This window comes from Streptomyces sp. NPDC051662 (assembly GCF_040681655.1).
Classification (GTDB): domain Bacteria; phylum Actinomycetota; class Actinomycetes; order Streptomycetales; family Streptomycetaceae; genus Streptomyces.
In genome coordinates this window covers 144,799-164,036 of the sequence record NZ_JBFAZD010000014.1, presented here as the reverse complement: position 1 = coordinate 164,036, position 19,238 = coordinate 144,799, and the positions used below count along the sequence as shown (strand labels likewise).

The 19,238-nt window shown below is 70.5% G+C and carries 13 protein-coding genes; 5 read left to right on the top strand and 8 right to left on the bottom strand.

What is annotated here, in order from left to right; translation table 11 throughout:
- Positions 1–108 precede the first annotated feature (108 nt).
- The 4 genes from AB0M67_RS23980 to AB0M67_RS23965 form a co-directional block, all read right to left on the bottom strand.
- A complete protein-coding gene (locus AB0M67_RS23980) occupies positions 109–2,358 on the bottom strand; it encodes an ATP-dependent RecD-like DNA helicase (protein WP_365748482.1) in 2,250 nt (749 codons plus the stop codon).
- Between the two features lie 244 nt (positions 2,359–2,602).
- Entirely contained in the window at positions 2,603–3,394 is a 792-nt protein-coding gene (locus tag AB0M67_RS23975; protein ID WP_365748573.1) for a sugar phosphate isomerase/epimerase family protein, read from the bottom strand.
- A gap of 44 nt (positions 3,395–3,438) precedes the next feature.
- A complete protein-coding gene (locus AB0M67_RS23970; RefSeq protein ID WP_365748479.1) occupies positions 3,439–4,608 on the bottom strand; it encodes a dihydrodipicolinate synthase family protein in 1,170 nt (389 codons plus the stop codon).
- The gene (locus AB0M67_RS23965; protein WP_365748477.1) at positions 4,605–5,756 is read right to left on the bottom strand and encodes a Gfo/Idh/MocA family oxidoreductase; all 1,152 of its coding nucleotides are present in this window, start codon (positions 5,754–5,756) and stop codon (positions 4,605–4,607) included. Before AB0M67_RS23965 ends, AB0M67_RS23970 begins: the two co-directional genes overlap by 4 nt.
- A 160-nt stretch (positions 5,757–5,916) precedes the next feature.
- On the opposite strand from AB0M67_RS23965, the gene AB0M67_RS23960 reads away from it, so the two are divergent.
- The 3 genes from AB0M67_RS23960 (at position 5,917) to AB0M67_RS23950 (ending at position 9,013) form a co-directional block, all read left to right on the top strand.
- A complete protein-coding gene (locus tag AB0M67_RS23960; RefSeq protein ID WP_365748475.1) occupies positions 5,917–7,044 on the top strand; it encodes a LacI family DNA-binding transcriptional regulator in 1,128 nt (375 codons plus the stop codon).
- Between the two features lie 209 nt (positions 7,045–7,253).
- Entirely contained in the window at positions 7,254–8,237 is a 984-nt protein-coding gene (locus tag AB0M67_RS23955) for a helix-turn-helix domain-containing GNAT family N-acetyltransferase (protein ID WP_365748473.1), read from the top strand.
- Positions 8,234–9,013: a sugar phosphate isomerase/epimerase family protein gene (locus AB0M67_RS23950; RefSeq protein ID WP_365748471.1), complete on the top strand. Its 780-nt coding sequence runs from the start codon at positions 8,234–8,236 to the stop codon at positions 9,011–9,013. Before AB0M67_RS23955 ends, AB0M67_RS23950 begins: the two co-directional genes overlap by 4 nt.
- On the opposite strand, the gene AB0M67_RS23945 is transcribed toward AB0M67_RS23950, so the two are convergent.
- Entirely contained in the window at positions 9,010–9,981 is a 972-nt protein-coding gene (locus AB0M67_RS23945; RefSeq protein WP_365748469.1) for an EamA family transporter, read from the bottom strand. The two genes, AB0M67_RS23950 and AB0M67_RS23945, sit on opposite strands and share 4 nt — an antisense overlap.
- Before the next feature lie 98 nt (positions 9,982–10,079).
- On the opposite strand from AB0M67_RS23945, the gene AB0M67_RS23940 reads away from it, so the two are divergent.
- Positions 10,080–10,988: a LysR family transcriptional regulator gene (locus AB0M67_RS23940; protein WP_365748467.1), complete on the top strand. Its 909-nt coding sequence runs from the start codon at positions 10,080–10,082 to the stop codon at positions 10,986–10,988.
- Between the two features lie 159 nt (positions 10,989–11,147).
- The gene (locus AB0M67_RS23935) at positions 11,148–12,983 is read left to right on the top strand and encodes a glycoside hydrolase family 3 protein (RefSeq protein ID WP_365748466.1); all 1,836 of its coding nucleotides are present in this window, start codon (positions 11,148–11,150) and stop codon (positions 12,981–12,983) included.
- A 128-nt stretch (positions 12,984–13,111) separates the two neighbouring features.
- Here the strand turns inward: AB0M67_RS23935 and AB0M67_RS23930 are convergent, their stop codons facing one another.
- The 3 genes from AB0M67_RS23930 to AB0M67_RS23920 all read right to left on the bottom strand — a co-directional run bounded on the left by AB0M67_RS23930 (position 13,112) and on the right by AB0M67_RS23920 (position 19,089).
- Positions 13,112–14,551 carry a S28 family serine protease gene (locus AB0M67_RS23930; protein WP_365748464.1) on the bottom strand — a complete coding sequence of 480 codons (1,440 nt, stop codon included), beginning with the start codon at positions 14,549–14,551 and terminating at the stop codon, positions 13,112–13,114.
- 104 nt (positions 14,552–14,655) lie between these two features.
- Positions 14,656–15,009: a hypothetical protein gene (locus AB0M67_RS23925; RefSeq protein WP_365748571.1), complete on the bottom strand. Its 354-nt coding sequence runs from the start codon at positions 15,007–15,009 to the stop codon at positions 14,656–14,658.
- A gap of 189 nt (positions 15,010–15,198) precedes the next feature.
- Positions 15,199–19,089: an ABC transporter ATP-binding protein gene (locus AB0M67_RS23920; protein ID WP_365748462.1), complete on the bottom strand. Its 3,891-nt coding sequence runs from the start codon at positions 19,087–19,089 to the stop codon at positions 15,199–15,201.
- Positions 19,090–19,238 lie beyond the last annotated feature (149 nt).

The window sequence follows — 19,238 nt, the reverse complement described above, 5'->3', positions numbered from 1 at the left end:
CTTCTTCGAGGTGCCCTGACTGTCTCTACCATCCCCCATTTGGCTCAGGAGAGTGCACTCGGGGTCGGCCTTTAGGCCTTTTGGCGGCACTCAGTGCCGTCAACCTGTTCATCCTGCCCCCTTCGCCCCAGTTGTGGGAAGCCGAGGTGCGGAAAGTCCCGCCAGCCGGTGGTCGAGCGCTGTGAAGCGTCTGCCCGCGGAGACCGTGCGTACCGCCTGTCCTATGGCTTTGCGGGAGCCGACCAGCACGACGAGCTTCTTGGCGCGGGTGACGGCCGTATAGAGCAGATTCCGCTGGAGCATCATCCAGGCACCGGTAGTGACCGGAATGACCACGGCCGGATACTCGCTGCCCTGGGAGCGGTGGATCGTCACGGCGTACGCGTGCGCCAGCTCATCCAGCTCGTCGAAGTCGTACGGAACCTCCTCGTCCTCGTCCGTCAGCACCGTCAGTCGCTGATCGTCCATGCTGAGTGAGGAGACGACGCCGACCGTGCCGTTGAAGACGCCGTTCTCCCCCTTCTCGTAGTTGTTGCGAATCTGGGTGACCTTGTCGCCGACGCGGAAGACCCGGCCGCCGAGCCGCTTCTCGGGAAGGTCGGGCCTGGCGGGGGTGATGGCCTGCTGGAGCAGGGCGTTGAGCGCGCCCGCGCCGGCCGGGCCGCGGTGCATCGGCGCCAGCACCTGCACATCGCGCCGCGGATCGAGTCCGAATTTGGCGGGAATCCGTTGGGCCGCCACCTCGACGGTCAGCCGGCCCGCGTCCTCCGTCTCCTCCTCGACGAAGTGGAAGAAGTCGACAAGGCCCTGAGTGATGGGCGGTACCCCGGAGTTGATGCGGTGGGCGTTGGTGACCACGCCCGACTGCTGGGCCTGCCGGAAGATACGGGTGAGCCGGACCCGGGGCACGGGGCCGCTTTCGGCCAGCAGATCGCGCAGCACCTCGCCGGCCCCGACCGAGGGAAGCTGGTCCACGTCCCCGACGAGCAGCAGATGCGCGCCCGGGGCGACCGCCTTGACCAGCTTGTTGGCCAGCAGCAGATCGAGCATCGACGCCTCGTCGACCACCACCAGGTCGGCGTCCAGCGGGCGGTCCCGGTCGTACGCCGCGTCCCCGCCCGGCTTGAGTTCCAGCAGCCGGTGGACGGTGGACGCCTCGGCCCCGGTCAGCTCCGCGAGCCGCTTGGCCGCCCGTCCGGTGGGCGCCGCGAGCACTACCTTGGCCTTCTTGGCCCGCGCCAGCTCTACGATCGAGCGGACCGTGAAGGACTTGCCGCAGCCGGGGCCGCCGGTCAGAACGGCGACCTTCTCGGTGAGCGCGAGCCGCACCGCCTGCTGCTGCTCGGGGGCCAGCTCGGCGCCCGTACGGCCCGCCAGCCAGGTCAGCGCCCGGTCCCAGACCACGTCCTGGAAGGCCGGCATCCGGTCCTCCCCGGTGCGCAGCAGTCGCAGCAGCTGGGCGGAGAGGGACAGCTCGGCGCGGTGGAAGGGGACCAGATAGACCGCCGTGACCTCCTCCTCGCCGCCGTCCGGTCCTGGCACCCTTTCCCGTACGACCCCCTCGTCCTCGGCGGCCAGCTCGGCGAGGCACTCGATGACCAGGCCCGTATCGACCTGGAGCAGCTTCACGGCGTCCGCGATGAGCCGATCCTCCGGCAGGAAGCAGTGCCCCTGGTCCGTGGACTGGGACAGGGCGTACTGGAGCCCGGCCTTGACCCGCTCCGGGCTGTCGTGCGGGATTCCGACGGCCTGGGCGATCCGGTCGGCGGTGAGGAAGCCGATCCCCCAGACGTCGGCCGCCAGGCGGTACGGCTCGTTCTTGACGACGGAGATCGAGGCGTCCGCGTACTTCTTGTAGATACGGACGGCGATGGAGGTGGAGACGCCCACCCCCTGGAGGAAGACCATGACCTCCTTGATGGCCTTCTGCTCCTCCCAGGCGGCGGCGATGCGCTTCGTCCGCTTGGGGCCGAGGCCGGGGACTTCCACGAGCCTCTTGGGCTGCTGCTCGATGATGTCGAGGGTGTCCAGGCCGAAGTGCTCGACGATCCGGTCGGCGAACACGGGGCCGATGCCCTTGATCAGACCGGAGCCGAGATAGCGGCGGATGCCCTGGATCGTGGCCGGCAGGATCGTGGTGTAGTTCTCCACCGTGAACTGCTTGCCGTACTGGGGGTGCGAGCCCCAGCGGCCCTCCATACGCAGTGACTCACCGGGCTGTGCGCCGAGCAACGAGCCGACCACGGTGAGGAGATCGGCGCTGCGGCCGGTGTCGACGCGGGCGACCGTATAGCCGTTCTCCTCATTGGCGTAGGTGATCCGCTCAAGGACGGCTTCGAGCACAGCGGGATTGGACATGATCCGACGCTACCGCCAGGCTCCGACATCCCGGCCGCCCTGTGGACAACTCCTCGTCCGTGGAGAACTACCAGGGGCCCGGTCCACTGGACCGGGCCCCGCGCGCTCCCCCTCGACAGAGCCTTCCTGATCCCCCCGGATCCCTCCCCCGAAAGCCCTGTTGACGTATACGACTCACGTCACCCCAGAAGGGTTGCACGATTCCTCTGAGTAATTTTCCGGACCCTGTATCGGGCGTCCGCGTCTATAGGGCGTGCCGTACATACCGCTCGATGACCTCGCCGAGCAGTTGCACGCCGTCCCGCGCCCACAGTTCGTCGTTGAACAGCTCCACCTCGATCGGGCCGGTATAGCCCGCCGCGTCGACCCGTTCCCGCCAGGCACGCATATCGACGGCGCCGTCCCCGAGCTGGCCGCGGCCGTTCAGCACCCCGGCCGGGAGCGGTGTCGTCCAGTCGGCCAGTTGGAAGGTGAAGATCCGCGAGGCCGCACGGGCGACGGCCGCGGGCGCCCGGTCGTCCCACCAGATGTGGTACGTGTCGACGGCCACCCCCACCTGATCGGCGGGAAAGCGTTCCGCCAGGTCGAGAGCCTGGTCGAGGGTGGAGACCACACAGCGGTCGGCGGCGAACATCGGGTGCAGCGGCTCGATGGCGAGCCGCACCCCGCGCTCCGCCGCGTACGGCGCCAGTTCGCCCAAGGCGTCGGCGATACGTTCACGCGCCCCGGGGAGATCCCGGCTTCCCTCCGGGAGCCCGCCGGAGACCAGGACGAGGGTGTCCGTGCCCAGCGCCGCGGCCTCGTCGACCGCCGCGCGGTTGTCGGCCAGCGCCTCGGCCCGCCGGCCGGGGTCGAGCGCGGTGAGGAAGCCGCCCCGGCAGAGCGTGGTGACCGCGAGGCCCGCGTCGCGTACGAGCTTGGCGGTGGCCTCGATTCCGTACGTCCGGACGGGCTCGCGCCACAGCCCGACCCCTGGCACACCAAGACGTACGCACGCCTCGGTCAGGTCGGGCAGCGACAGCTGTCTCACCGTCATCTGGTTGATGCTGAAGCGCTTCAGCTCCGCCGCGGGCCGATCGGTCACTGGTCCACTCCGTACACGCTGAGCAGGGATGCCATCCGTGCCTCCGCCACCGCCGGGTCGGGGAACAGACCGAGCCCGTCGGCCAGTTCGTACGCCCGCGCCAGATGGGGCAGCGAGCGGGCCGACTGGAGGCCGCCGACCATCGAGAAATGGTCCTGGTGTCCGGCCAGCCAGGCGAGGAACACCACGCCCGTCTTGTAGAACCGGGTCGGCGGCTGGAAGAGATGACGGGACAGCTCGACGGTGGGATCGAGGAGTTCCCGGAAGCCCTTCGTGTCACCCGTGTCCAGGACGCGTACGGCCTGCGCGGCGAGCGGCCCCAGGGGATCGAAGATCCCGAGCAGGGCGTGGCTGAAGCCCCGTTCGTCGCCCGCGATCAGCTCGGGATAGTGGAAATCGTCACCGGTGTAGCAGCGCACGCCGCTGGGCAGTCCGCGACGCAGCTCGATCTCGCGCCCGGCGTCCAGCAGGGAGATCTTGACGCCGTCGACCTTGTCCGGATGCTCGGCGATGACCTGGAGGAACGTCCCGGTGGCCGCGTCGAGGTCCGTGCTGCCCCAGTAGCCCTCCAGCGCGGGGTCGAACATCGGGCCGAGCCAGTGCAGCACGACCGGCTCCGACGCCTGGCGCAGGAGATGGGCGTAGACGGCGAGGTAGTCGTCGGGGCTCTTGGCGGTCGCGGCGAGGGCCCGGGAGGCCATCAGGATGGCCTGTGAACCGGTCTCCTCCACGAGCGCCAACTGCTCCTCGTAGGCCGCCAGGACCGCGTCCAGGGAATCGGAACCGTCCGTGCCGGGGGCCAGTTGGTCGGTGCCCACGCCACACGCGATCCGGCCGCCCACCGCCTTCGCCTCGGCGGCGGAGCGGCGGATCAGCTCGGCCGCGCCCGCCCAGTCAAGGCCCATGCCGCGCTGCGCGGTGTCCATGGCCTCGGCGACGCCCAGGCCGTGCGACCAGAGATGACGGCGGAAGGCGAGCGTGGCGTCCCAATCGACGGCGGCGGGCGCATCGGGGGCGATATCGGCGTACGGGTCGGCCACGACATGGGCCGCGGAGAAGACCGTACGGGAGGCGAGGGGCGGCCCGCCCGGTGCGAGGCGGGCGGGTTCGGGGCGAGGCGTGTACGTACGCGATCCGCCGCCCGGGGAAGGCAGTCGGAGAGTCACAGCGACAGCTCCGGTACCTCGAAGCGGCGGCCCTCGGCCGAGGACCGCAGCCCCAGTTCGGCGAGTTGTACACCGCGCGCGCCCGCGAGCAGATCCCAGTGGTACGGCTCACCGAGCGCCACATGGCGCAGGAACAGCTCCCACTGTGCCTTGAAACCGTTGTCGAACTCGGCGTTGTCCGGCACTTCCTGCCACTGGTCGCGGAAGGACTCGGTGGCGGGCAGATCGGGGTTCCAGACGGGCTTGGGGGTGGTGCCGCGGTGCTGGACGCGGCAGCGGCGCAGACCCGCGACGGCCGAGCCCTGTGTGCCGTCGACCTGGAACTCGACCAGCTCGTCGCGGTTGACCCGGACCGTCCAGGAGGAGTTGATCTGGGCGACCACTCCGCCGTCGAGCTCGAAGATGCCGTAGGCGGCGTCGTCGGCGGTCGCGGCGTACGGCTTGCCCTGCTCGTCCCAGCGCCGCGGGATGTGGGTGGTGATGTGCGCCTGGACGGTGGTGACCCGGCCGAACAGCTCGTGCAGGACGTACTCCCAGTGCGGGAACATGTCCACGGTGATGCCGCCGCCGTCCTCGGCGCGGTAGTTCCAGGAGGGGCGCTGGGGGTCCTGCCAGTCGCCCTCGAAGACCCAGTAGCCGAACTCTCCCCGTACGGAGAGGATCTCGCCGAAGAAGCCGCCGTCGATGAGGCGCTTCAGCTTGAGCAGACCCGGCAGGAAGATCTTGTCCTGGACGACGCCGTGCCTGATCCCCGCGTCACGGGCCAGCCGGGCCAGTTCGAGGGCGCCGTCGAGATCCGCCGCGGTCGGCTTCTCGGTGTAGATGTGTTTACCGGCGGCGATCGCCTTCTTGACGGCCTCGACCCGCGCGGCGGTGACCTGGGCGTCGAAGTAGATGTCGATCGTGTCGTCCGCGAGGACGGCGTCAAGATCGGTGGACCATTCGGTGAGGCCGTGCCGTTCGGCGATCTCCCCGAGGGCGTGTTCACGGCGGCCGACGAGTACGGGCTCGGGCCACAGCACCTCGCCGCCCCCGAGGTCCAGTCCGCCCTGCTCGCGGATCGCGAGGATGGAGCGGAGCAGATGCTGCCGGTACCCCATCCGCCCCGTGACGCCGTTCATGGCGATCCGCACTGTCCTGCGTGTCACGAAGGTTCCTCCATATTGCCGTAGCAAGCGCTTTCTATTCGGTAAGAAGCTAGCCTGCGACAGCGAGCCGGACAAGAGCCCGGCTCCGATCCCGTACCGGTCCCGCCCCGATCTCGCCCCGAACGCACCTCGATCACCCTCGTCCCCTCGGAGGAAAGCGATGACAGTCACCCTGGCGGATGTGGCGGCCCGCGCCCGGGTGTCGCCCGCCACCGTCTCCCGCGTACTGAACGGCAACTACCCGGTCGCCGCCGCCACCCGGGAGCGCGTGCTGCGCGCGGTGGACGATCTGGACTACGTGCTCAACGGGCCCGCGAGTTCGCTGGCCGCCGCCACCTCCGATCTGGTCGGCATCCTCGTCAACGACATCGCGGACCCGTTCTTCGGGATCATGGCGGGCGCGGCGCAGACCGAGATCGGCGGCCAGGAGGGCACCGGCCGGGCGGGCGGCGAGAAGCTCGCCGTCGTCTGCAACACGGGCGGTTCACCCGAGCGTGAACTCACCTATCTGACCCTGCTCCAGCGCCAGCGGGCCGCGGCCGTCATCCTCACCGGCGGGGCGCTCGAAGACCCGGGCCATATTGCCGCGATGGCCACGAAGCTGGCGAAACTCGCCGACGCGGGGACCCGGGTGGTGCTGTGCGGACGCCCGCCGCTGCCGGGCAGCGACGCGATCGTGGCCTCGCTGGCCTTCGACAACCGGGGCGGCGGGCGGCGGCTGACGGAGCATCTGCTCACACTGGGCCACCGGAGGATCGGCTATGTCGCGGGTCCGCTGGAGCGGACGACGACCCGGCACCGGCTGGAGGGACACCAGGCCGCGATGGCGGCGGCGGGACTGGGAGATCCGGGGCCGGGCGCGGGATCCGGCGAGGGGCGGGAGGAGCTGGTCGTCCACGGCCCCTACAGCCGTCGGTCCGGCTATGAGGCGACGCTTGAGCTGCTGCGCCGCGCACCGGATCTGACCGCCGTGGTCGCCGCCAATGACACGGTGGCGCTGGGCGCGTGCGCGGCGGTACGCGATCAAGGGCTGCGCATCCCGGAGGACGTATCGGTGGCGGGCTTCGACGATCTGCCGTTCTCGGTCGACGCGACACCGGCGCTGACAACGGTGCGGCTGCCGCTGCACGAGGCGGGAGCGCGTGCGGGCCGGCTGGCGATGGGCACGGAGACGCCGCCGCCCGGCGGGATCGCCACGATCACGGCCGAGCTGATGGCGCGGGCGTCGACGGCGCCGCCGCGAGTGGACCGGGGCCGGGGCCGACCGACCGACCGGCTGACCAGCTGACCGGCTGACCACATAGCCGCCTGACCGGCTGACCGGCAGACCAGTCGCGGGGCGGGGGGGGGCGGGCAACTGGTGGCGGATGGCGGTGGCGGGCGACGGGTGGCAGGCGACGGATGGCGAGCTGACGCCAATGCGCGGATGGGGCCTTGCCGAGCCTCCGCGGAGCGACGTAGCGTTGACTCAGTCAAAGAAAAGCTCGGGGGTTGATCATGGCCGTCCAGGAAATCCGCGCGTTCAACCGCTTCTACACGAATCTCATCGGGGCGCTCGACTACAGCAGACACCTCTACACCCCGTACACGCTCACCGAGTCCCGGGTGCTGTACGAGCTGGCCCACGCGCCGCGCACCGACGCCGCCGATCTGCGGGTCGAGCTGTCGCTCGACGCCGGCTATCTGAGCAGACTGCTGACCAAGTTCGAGAAGGACGGGCTGGTCGGACGCGCGCCGTCCGAGCGGGACTCCCGGCGCCAGCGGATCACGCTCACACCGCAGGGGCGCGAGGCCGCGGCGCTGCTCGACGAGCGGTCACGGGAGGCGGTGGGCTCGCTGCTCGCCCGGGTCGAGCCGGCGCAGCGGCTCCGGCTCGCGGACGCGATGCGGACCGTGCAGGACATCTTCAGCGCCGACGGCCGGGCGGCGCCCCACCGCGACGAGCCGGTCCTGCGGGATCCGATGCCCGGCGAGCTGGGCTGGATCGTGCAGCGCCATGGCGCCGCGTACGCCGCGGAGTACGGCTGGAACACCGAGTTCGAGGGGCTTGTCGCCCGGATCGTCGCGGACTTCGCGGCGGACCACGATTCCCGGCTGGAGCGGGTCTGGATCGCCGAGCTCGCCGGCGTCCCCGTGGGGTCCGTGATGTGCGTTCGGGACGACGCGCCGGAGGTACGGGACCAGGCTCCCGGCACCGCGAGGCTGAGGCTGCTGCTGGTCGAGCCCGGCGCCCGGGGACACGGCCTCGGGAAGCGGCTGATCGGGACGGTGGTGGATTTCGCACGCGAGGCGGGGTATCAGGAACTGACGCTGTGGACCAATGACGTCCTCGCCGCCGCCCGCACCCTTTACCAGCGCGCCGGATTCACGCTGGTCTCGGAGACCCCGCACCACTCGTACGGAGCGGATCTGGTCGGCCAGGACTGGCGGCTCCCACTCGGGACAGGAGCCACCCCCTGTCAGAAAGGAATAACACCGTGAAATTCGCCTTCTCCACCCTTGGGGTACCGGGTCTGCCCATCCCCGATGTCCTCGCGCTCGCCGCCGGGACCGGCTACCAGGGGGTGGAGCTGCGCGCCCACCCGGAGGAGCCGGTCCATCCGGGCATCGGGCCACGCGAACGGGCCGCGGTGATCGAGGAGTTCCAGCGCGCCGGAATCGAGATCCTGACGGTCGCCGGATATGTGCGGGTGGCGAAGGCCGACGCCGACGAGGAGGCGCTGCGGCAGGAGCTGGACGAACTGCTGGGGCTGGCACGGGATCTGGGCGCCTCCTTCGTCCGGGTCTTCCCCGGCGGCGGCGACCAGCCCGCGGCCGAGGCCGACGCGACGGCCGCGCGACGGCTGGGCGCCGCGGCCGAGCGGGCGGCGGACTACGGCGTACGGATCCTGTTGGAGACACATGACTCGCACCGCACGGGTGCGGCAGCGGCCCGGGTGCTCGGGCCGGTGGGGCACAAGCACGTGGGGGCGCTGTGGGACGTGATGCACACCTGGCTGGGCGGCGAGGCGCCGGCCACCACGCACGCGGCGCTCGCCCCGTACCTGGGCTATGTCCAGGTGAAGGACATCGCCTCGGCGGAGGACACGACGCCGCTGGCGCTGGGGGCGGGGGTACTGCCCCTGGGCGAGTGTCTGGCGCTCCTCGATGACGACAGCTGGGTGTGCTGGGAGTACGAGAAGCGCTGGTATCCGGCGGCGGAGGAGCTGCCGGGGCTGCTGGCGGCGGGGCGGGAGCATCTGGAGGGGCTGATCTAGGACGTCGGTGTCAGCGGCCCGGCGGCGGTGTTCGCGGTGTTCGCGGTGTGAGTGGAGGTGGCGGAAGGCGGCTCGGTGGGCAGCGGCTCGGGGTGGGGCGATGGGGTGCGGCCTCCGGCGCGGGAGAGTGAGGTCAGGGCCACTCCCCCGACCAGCAGCGCCGCCGCGCACCAGCGCAGGGGGCTGACGGACTCGCTCAGCAGCAGCGCCGCCGAGGACATCCCGAAGACCGGGACCAGCAGTGAGAAGGGCGCGACGGAGGAGGCGGGGTAGCGGCGCAGCAGGAAGCCCCAGGCGCCGAAGCCGAAGACGGTCGTGACCCAGGCGACATAGAGGATGACACCGATACCGGTCCCGTCCAGGGCGCGCAGCGCGGCCAGGTCGGCGTCCGGGCCTTCGAACAGCAGCGACAGACCGAGCAGTGGCAGCACGGGTACGGCCGACACCCACACCATGAAGTTCAGGGCGTCGGGCGGGGACGCCTTGCGGGTGAGCACATTGGAGACGCCCCAGCAGGCCGCGGCGGCGATGACGAGCGTGAAGGCGAGCAGCGGGCCCGAGGTTCCCTCGTCGACGGCCGCGACCGCGATACCGGCCAGTGCGACAGCCATGCCCAGCAGCCGTACGCGGCCCGGCCGTTCGCCGAGGGCCATCGCCGCGAACAGGGCCGTGAAGACGGCCTGGATCTGAAGGACGAGCGACGAGAGACCGGCCGGCATGCCCTGATCCATGCCGACGAAGAGCAGTCCGAACTTGGCCACACCCAGCACCAGTCCGACCCCGATCACCCACTTCCAGGCGACCTTCGGCCGGCCCACGAAGAAGACCGCGGGCAGCGCCGCCGCCAGAAAGCGCAGAGCCGAGAAGAGCAGCGGCGGGAAGTGGCCGAGCCCGACCTCGATGACGACGAAGTTCACTCCCCAGACGGCGGTGACGACAACGGCGAGAGCGATATGAGTGGTGCGCATGCACAGAGGATCACCGGGCCGGACTATGTAGCACCAGCGCGGATTTCTTCATAGTGGAATTCAGTGTTGCTTATGATTCTCCGGGAAAGGGGGCAGCGATGCTCGATCTGGCCAGGCTGCGCGCGCTGCACGCGGTCTCCGTCCACGGTTCCGTAGCGGCGGCGGCCGCCGCTCTCGGCTATACGCCCTCGGCCGTGTCGCAGCAGATCACCAAGTTGGAGCGGGAGACCCGTACGACCCTGCTTGAGCGGCGCGGGCGCGGCGTGGCGCTGACCGACGAGGCACGCCATCTCGCCTCCACCGCCGAAGAGTTGCTCGCGATAGTGGAGCGCGCCGAGACCACGCTTGAGGAGCGCAGAGGGGAGCCGACCGGGCAGCTCGTCGTCGGGGCATTCGCCTCCTCGGCGCGTGGTCTGCTCCCCGGCGTCCTGGCGGAGCTGGCCGGGCGCCACCCCACTCTCGATGTCCGGCTGCGGGAGATCGATCCGCATCTCTCCATCGATCTGGTGGCCCGCGGCGCGATCGATCTGGCGGTCGCCCATGACTGGGACATCGCGCCGCTGCCCGCCCCCGAGGGCGTGGAGCAGGCGGTCATCGGGGACGACCTGTGCGATGTGCTCGTGCCGGTGGCTCATCCACTGGCGGCGCGGCCCTCCGTACGGCGGGAGGATCTGTCCCGGCAGCGCTGGATCTGCCAGCCGCCCGGGACGGTCTGCCACGACTGGCTGGTGCGCACGCTGCGCGCGGCCGGATGCGAGCCCGATCTCGCCCACCAGGCAGAGGAGAACCACACACAGCTCGCGCTGGTGGCGGCGGGGCTCGGCATCGCCATGATTCCGCGGCTGGGGCGCGGGCCACTGCCCGAGGGGGTACGGGCGATCGCCCTCGACCCCGTACCGATACGCAGGCTGTACGCGCTCTGGCGGACGGGAGCGGCCAGACGTCCGGCGGTCACGGTGACCGTGGAGACATTGCGGCGGCACTGGCCGGCGGTCGCCGCCGCCTGACCGGCGGGCCGGGCCGGCCGCCGTGCCGCCGTGCCGCCGTGCCCGCCTCGCAGACGCTTTCCGTGGCGCGTCCCTTGACTGGAATTTATTTTCCGGATATCCGTAAATCTTGGAAGTTTCCTTCACTTCCCTCGCAGCGCACGGCCGGAAGGAGCACCAGTGCACGACCGGACCATCTCCAGACGCGCCCTCCTCACCGCAACCGCCGTAGCGGCGGCGGCTGTTACCACCGCCACCGTCCCCGCGACCGCCGCCGTCCCCCCGCCCCACGAGCGAGCCCCCGATCGCCGCGACCGCCTCCGCCGTCTCATCAGCCGTATGAGCCTGGAGGAGAAGGTCGGCCAGCTCTTCGTCATGCGGGTGTACGGCCACTCCGCCACCGCGCCCGACCAGGCCGACATCGACGCCAACCTCGCCGAGATCGGGGTCCGCACGGCCGCCGAGCTGATCTCCACGTACCACGTCGGCGGCATCATCTACTTCGCCTGGGCGCACAACACCCGTGATCCGCACCAGATCGCCGGTCTCTCCAACGGCATCCAGAAGGCCGGTCTGGCCCAGCGCGTCCCCGTGCCCCTGCTCATCGCCACCGATCAGGAGCACGGCATCGTCGCCCGGGTCGGCAAGCCCGCCACGCTGCTGCCCGGCGCGATGGCGCTCGGCGCGTCCCGTTCGCACTCCGACGCCCAGGAGGCCGCCCGGATCGCGGGCAGAGAGCTGGCCGCCATGGGCATCAACCAGAACTACGCGCCCGACGCGGACGTCAATGTCAATCCGGCCAATCCCGTCATCGGCGTACGGTCCTTCGGCGCCGATCCGGGGGCCGTGGCCGGGATGGTCGCCGCCCAGGTCAAGGGGTACCAGAGCGCCGGGATCGCCACCGCCGCCAAGCACTTCCCCGGTCATGGCGACACCAAGGACGACAGCCACTACGCGCTGCCCACCATCCACCACACCCGCGAGCAGTGGACGGAGCTGGACGCGCCACCGTTCCGGGCCGCGATCGCCGCCGGTGTCACCTCGGTCATGACCGCGCATATCGTCGTCCCCGCCCTCGACCCCAGCGAGGACCCGGCGACCCTCTCGCACCCCATCGTCACCGGCGTGCTGCGCGAACAGCTCGGCTACGACGGCCTGGTGATCACCGACGCGCTCGGGATGGCGGGCGTACGGCAGAAGTACGGCGACGACCGGGTGCCCGTCCTCGCGCTGAAGGCGGGCGTCGACCAGCTGCTCAATCCGCCGGACCTCCGGGTGGCGTGGAACGCCGTCCTGGCCGCGGTCAGGAGCGGCGAGCTGACGGAGCGGCGCGTCGAGGAGTCGGTGCTGCGCATCCTCGAACTGAAGGAGCGGCTGGGGCTGTTCCGCGGCGATCCCTATGTCTCGTCACGGGACGTGGACCGTGAGGTCGGCACCCGGACGCATCTCGCCGCCGCCGACCGGATCGCGGAGAACACCACCACCCTGCTCGTCAACGACCGCGGACTGCTGCCACTGAGCCGCCGCCGGGAGAGGGAGCTGCTGGTCGTGGGCGCCGATCCGGCCTCGCCCTCCGGGACGACGGGTCCGCCGACGGCCGTCCTGGCCGCCGCCCTGACCGAACTGGGCTTCTCCGCCACGGCCCTGTCCACCGGTACGGCGCCGACCGCGGCGCGTATCGAGTCGGCGGTGGCGGCCGCGCGGGGCAAGGACGCGGTGGTCGTGGCCACGTACAACGTCTCGGCCACCAGCACACAGCGGACGCTGGTCAGCGCGTTGGCCGCGAGCGGCGTGCCCGTCGTCACGGTCGCCATCCGCAATCCGTACGACATCGCGCTGCTGACCGGTGTCACCGCGTCTCTCGCCGCGTACTCGTGGACCGATGTCGAGCTGCGCGCCGCGGCACGGGTGATCGCGGGCCGGGCGCGGCCCAGGGGCCGGCTGCCGGTGCCGGTGCAGCGCGCGGACGATCCGGCGCGGGTGCTGTATCCCCTCGGCCATGGACTGGGCTACTGAACCGACAGGCACCGACAGGCAGCCACCGGCGCCGAGGACAGCGAAGTGCCCGCCGTGCACCGGACCTGATGGCCTGGTGAACGGCGGGCACCTCACGGAACTGTCCGGCTACGGCCGGAACTGTCCGGCTACGGCCTCAAGGTCTGCTGCCGTTCGACCTTCTGACGGTCGAGCTTGGAGTCGAACGGAGCCAGCGGCTTCGCCTTCGACTCGTCCTGCTGCACAGCGGCCGGGGAGACGCCCGCCCAGGCGAGGATCCGGGCCGTGGCCTTCGCCTGCTGGTCCGGGACCAGACCCGCGACATTGGCGCCGTGGTTGGCGCCCGGCGCGACATACACATAGCTGTCACGCGCGCCGCGACCGAGGCGGAACTGCTCCGCGCCCCACGGGTCGTTCTCGCCGTACACGAACAGCATCTGGTTCGCGTGGTGACGGACCCAGTTGTCGACGTCCGGCATCGTCAGCGGGTTGAACCTCATCGGGATGTCGCGCGGTACGAAGTTCCGCGGCGGCTGGTAGCCGTACCGGCTCAGATTGCCCAGGTGCGGCTGCTTGATGTCGGGCGAGCCCAGCTGGGTGCCGGCCTGGTAGTAGTACGGCGTGTACGTCGTCAGGCCCTGGTCCGTATAGGCCGAGAAGCCGGAGATCGAGTCGACGGTGTCGAAGATCTCCTGGTCGGAGACGGTGGCCGCCGGGATGCTGTCGCAGTCGGAGAGCAGGCTGTACTGCCAGAAGCCCCAGACGAAGTCGAGCACGGTGGCCTCGTAGGCCTTGTCGAGCGTGCCGATCGTGTTGAACGTGGCGCCGTTGGCGTCCGCCCACTCCTCGAACTTCTTCTCCAGCGGCTCGCGCCGGATCAGCGCCTCGCGCTGCACGGCGTTGAGCTTGTCGCGGCACTCCTTGGTGCCGACGCGCTCGAAGAACCGGTCGTACGCGGAGTCCTCGTCGTTCCACACGTCGTTGGGCGCGACATACGCGACGACGCCGTCCATGTCGCGCGGGTAGTAGCGCTCGAAGTACGTGGCGGTCATCCCGCCCTTGGAAGCGCCCGTGGAGAGCCAGTTCTTGGGGTAGATCTTCTTCAGCGCGGTGAAGATCCGGTGCTGGTCGCTGGCCGCCTGCCAGATGTCCAGCTTCGACCAGTCGGCCGGCTGCGGGCGCGACGGGGTGAAGAAGCGGTACTCCATCGAGACCTGGTTGCCGTCGATGATCCGGGTCGGCTCACTGCGGCTCGGGTTGGTGGAGACGTTGTAGCCGCCGGTGAAGAAGACCGTGGGCCGGCTGGTGTCCTTGTGCAGCAACGTGATGCGCTGCTGGAACGTGCCCTTGGACGGCTTCCGGTGGTCCACCGGCTGCGTGTAGTTGAGTACGAAGTAGCGGTAACCCTCGTACGGCTTCTCCTGGATCAGGCTCATCCCCGGGATCGCGAGGATTCGGTCCTTGATGTCAGTGGTGTCGGCGGCGGTCTTCCGACCCGCACCCCGATCGGCGGCGGTGGCCGCGCCGGCTGTGGCCACCGTGCCTATCACCAGCACGAGCGACAGCACCCATCTCAGCGCCTTGCGCATTCACACTCCCTGTGTTCATGACAGACGCCGTGAACCTAGCCCGATCACTGCCCGACCCGCCAGTCTTCTTGACCGTTTTATCCCGCCGGGCTCCCGCGCAATCCTCAGCAGAGGATCCAGCCGGTCGATCCTTTCCGCCCCGAGACGGCTCCCGTCGCCCGTACACAGCGGTTCAGCGCGTGCACCGTGACCGGGCCGGCCCGCTGTGTGTAGTCGCCGCTGTCCACGACCGGGCTACCGCCGCGCGGTTGGAGACTGACCGACATCGCGCGCCTGGACCCGGGGTTCTTGGCGACGGTGACCGCGCAGGCGTAGGCGCGGTCCTTGTAGACCCGCAGCTCACCGGTGGCGAAGCTGACCGTCTTCTGCGGTCTGCCCGAACAGACCGACGCGGCCTCGGCGCCTGACGCACCGGGACCGGCCAGGACAGAGGCTCCCGCGGCGATCAGCACCACCAGACAGTGCAGCAGCGGTCTTCTGACCCCGATTCCGCTCCCGGCCGTCCCTGCCGAACCGAACACGAATGCCCCCCTTGGCTACTCGGGTGTACATGCGTACGACGCGTGGGGAGCCAGGACGGTTGCGGAAGCGCTCCCCGTACAACCGGGCCGTACGCCGGGCCCCGCCCCCGCGCGCCCCCGCGCGTCTCATCGCACCGCCGCGGGCTCCTCCTCGCCGATGAAGCTGCTCCACAGGCGGGTGTACCGGCCGTTCAGCGCGAGCAGTTGCTCATGTGTGCCGTCCTCCACGACCCGGCCGTGGTCCATCACTATCACCCGGTCCGCACGGGCCGCGGTGGTCAGCCGGTGGGCGACCACCAGGGTGGTACGGCGGCCGGTGAGCCGGTCGGTGGCCTGGTTGACCAGTGCCTCGCTCGCCAGGTCCAGCGCGGCGGTCGCCTCGTCGAGCAGCAGGATGTCCGGGTCGACCAGCTCGGCGCGGGCCAGGGCGATCAGCTGGCGCTGGCCCGCGGAGAGATTGCGGCCACGCTCGGACACCTCGTGCAGATAGCCGCCGTCCAGCGTGGCGATCATCTCGTGGGCGCCGACCGCGCGGGCCGCGGCCTCCACCTCCGCGTCGGTCGCCTCGGGGCGCCCGTACGCGATGGCGTCCCGGACCGTACCGGCGAAGAGATACGCCTCCTGCGGTACGACACCGAGCCGGTGCCGGTACGCCGTCATGTCCAGCTCACGCAGATCCGTGCCGTCCGCGGTCACCCGGCCCGCGGTCGGGTCGTAGAACCGCGCGACCAGCTTGACGAGCGTGGACTTGCCCGCGCCGGTCTCACCGACGAAGGCGACGGTCTGGCCGGCCGGTATCCGCAGATCCACCCCGGTCAGCGCGGCCTCCGCACCTCCGTCGGAGGGGACTCCGCCGCCGACGCCGCCGACGCCAGCGCCGGCGACGCCGTCGGCGGGCTCACCTCCGTACGAGAACTCCACCCCCTCGAAGGCGATCTCACCACGCAGCGACAGCACGTCCAGCGGCTCCTTCGGGGCGGCCGTCGACGTCCGCTCCCGCAGCAGTTCCTGGATCCGGCCCAGCGAGACGGTCGCCTGCTGGTAGCCGTCGAAGACCTGCGAGAGCTGCTGCACGGGCGCGAAGAACAGATCGATATAGAGGAGATACGCGACCAGCGCGCCGGTCGTCAGCGTGCCCGCCTCCACCCGTCCCGCGCCCACGATCAGCACAGCGGCGGCGGCCACCGAGGAGAGCAGCTGAACGAAGGGGAAGTAGACCGATATCAGCCACTGACCCCGTACCCGCGCCGAGCGGTAGTGGTCGCTGCGGGCCGCGAAGCGCTCGCCGCCGTCCTTCTCGCGCCGGAACGCCTGGACGATCCGCAGCCCGGACACGGACTCCTGGAGGTCCGCGTTGACGACACTGATGCGCTCGCGGGCCAGTTCGTACGCCTGCACGCTCTTGCGGCGGAAGAAGTACGTACCGACTATCAGCACGGGCAGGGTCGCGAAGACCACCAGCGCCAGTTCCACATCGATCACCAGCAGCGCCGCCAGGATGCCGAAGAAGGTGACGACGGAGACGAACGCGGTGACGAGCCCGGTCTGCAGGAAGGTCGACAGGGCGTCGACGTCGGTCGTCATACGGGTCATGATCCGGCCCGTCAGCTCACGCTCGTAGTAGTCGAGTCCGAGCCGCTGGAGCTGGGCGAAGATCTTGAGCCGTAGCGCGTAGAGGACACGTTCGCCGGTGCGGCCGGTCTTGCGGGTCTCACCGATCTGCGCCGCCCACTGGACGAGTACGGTCAGCAGACCGAGCGAGGCGGCCGTCCAGACGGCGCCGAGGGCGAGTTGCTCGACGCCCTGGTCGATGCCGTGCCGGATGAGGACCGGGAGCAGCAGGCCCATGCCCGCGTCGACGGCGACGAGCGCCAGGCTGACCAGCAGCGGCGGTCCGAACCCGCGCAGCAGCCGGCGCAGCCCGTACGCGTCCTCGGCGGCCACGGCGCGCGCCTCGTCGATCGCGGGCTGGTCGGTGGCCGGGGGCAGCGCCTCGACCTGGGCGAGCAGTTCGGGCGTGGCACCGGGGGCAGCGGAGTCGGACGAGCCATCCCCGCATGCCTCGTTCCGTTCCCACAGCGCGGGGGTGACGCCGCGCTCGGCGTCGAACTCCGCGTCGATCTCGGCCTGGAGCGCGCGGGCGTCCGCCACGGACCCCGGAGACCCCGGAGACCCTGTGGACCCCAGGGATTCCAGCGAGTCCACGGACTCCCGTGGCTCCAGGGACTCCAGGGATTCGACCGACGCCTCGGACTCGGCGGCGACCGGGGTGTGACCGGGCGAGACCCCGCCCAGTTCGTCGGGCTCGGTCAGCAGCCGCCGGTAGAGGGCGGAGCGCCGCTGAAGCTCCTCGTGCGTACCGATGTCGGCGAGCCGGCCGCCGTCCAGTACGGCGATCCGGTCCGCCAGTCCGAGGGTGGAGCGGCGGTGGGCGATGAGCAGCGTCGTACGGCCGGCCATCACGGCGCGCAGCGCGTCATGGATCTCGTGCTCCACCCGGGCGTCCACGGCGGAGGTGGCGTCGTCGAGGACGAGCAGCCGGGGGTCGGTGAGGATGGCCCGCGCGAGCGCGATGCGCTGGCGCTGTCCGCCGGAGAGCGTGAGGCCCTGCTCGCCCACCTTGGTGTCGTAGCCGCCGGGCAGTTCGGAGATGAAGCCGTGGGCCTGGGCGGCGCGCGTGGCCCGGAGGATCTCCTCCTCGGTGGCGTCCGGCTTTCCGTAGGCGATATTGGCGCGGACGGTGTCGGAGAAGAGGAAGCTGTCTTCCGGTACGAGCCCGATGGCGGCCCGCAGCGAGTGGAGGGTCAGCTCGCGTACGTCATGGCCGCCGACGAGGACCGCGCCGTGCGTCACATCGTAGAAGCGGGGCAGCAGCAGCGAGACGGTGGACTTTCCGCTGCCGGACGAGCCGACGACGGCGACGGTCTCGCCGGGCCGCATCTCCAGCGAGAAGCCTTCGAGAACAGACCGCCCGTCCTCGTACGCGAACGACACGTCGTCGAACTCGACCGACGCCTCGGCGTCCGCCGGCAGCTCCTTCGTACCGTCCTGAAGGCTCGGTTCCGTGTCGATCAGCTCCAGCACCCGTTCCACCCCGGCCCGCGCCTGCTGCCCGATGGTCAGCACCATGGCGAGCATCCGGACGGGACCGACGAGCTGGGCGAGATAGGTGGAGAAGGCGACGAACGTGCCCAGGGATATCTGTCCCCGGGTGGCCAGCCAGCCGCCGAGCGCCAGCATCGCGACCTGCCCGAGCGCGGGGACGGCCTGAAGTGCGGGGGTGTAGCGGGCGTTGAGCCTGATGGTGCGCAACCGCCCGGCGAACAGCTTGCGGCCGGCCTCGCGGAGCTTTCCGGTCTCCTGGTCCTCCTGGCCGAACCCCTTGACCACGCGTACGCCGGAGACGGCCCCGTCCACGACCCCGGCGACGGCCGCGGCCTGCGACTGGGCGTACCAGGTGGCGGGGTGCAGCCGGGTGCGGCTGCGGCGGGCTATGAACCAGACGGCGGGGGCGACCGCCAGCGCTATCAGCGTCAGCGGCGGTGACAGCCACGCCATGATCACGAGGGAGATCAGGAACAGCAGCACATTGCCGATGGTCATCGGCAGCATGAAGAGCAGGCCCTGTATGAGCTGGAGGTCGCTGGTGGCGCGGCCGATGACCTGGCCGGTGGAGAGCGTGTCCTGGCGCCGCCCGTCGAGCCGGGCGATGGTGTCGTACATCTCCGTACGCAGATCGTGCTGGACGTCGAGGGCGAGCCGCCCGCCGTAGTAACGGCGGATGAACGTCATGACGTAGACGGCGAGGGCCGCGACGATCAGCAGACCGGTCCAGACGAGGAGGGAGCGGTCGCCGCCCCCGATGACATCGTCGATGACGACCTTGGTGATCAGCGGGACGAGAGCCATCACCGCCATACCGGCGAGCGAGGACCCGAGAGCGAGCACCACATTGCGCCGATACCGCCACGCGTACCCGGTGAGCCGCCGTGCCCAGCCCTGCTCCGCCGCCGCCACTGAGTGCCTCCCGATCGACCTGAACTGCCGGAAGGCACCAACGCGGGCCGTCGCGGATTTCATCCCTCCGCAACAAATACCGGTCGGCGGACCGAGACGCACTCGGCAGCGAGTCCTAGGACCCCCGGTGCTGGGACCTCGATCTGGGA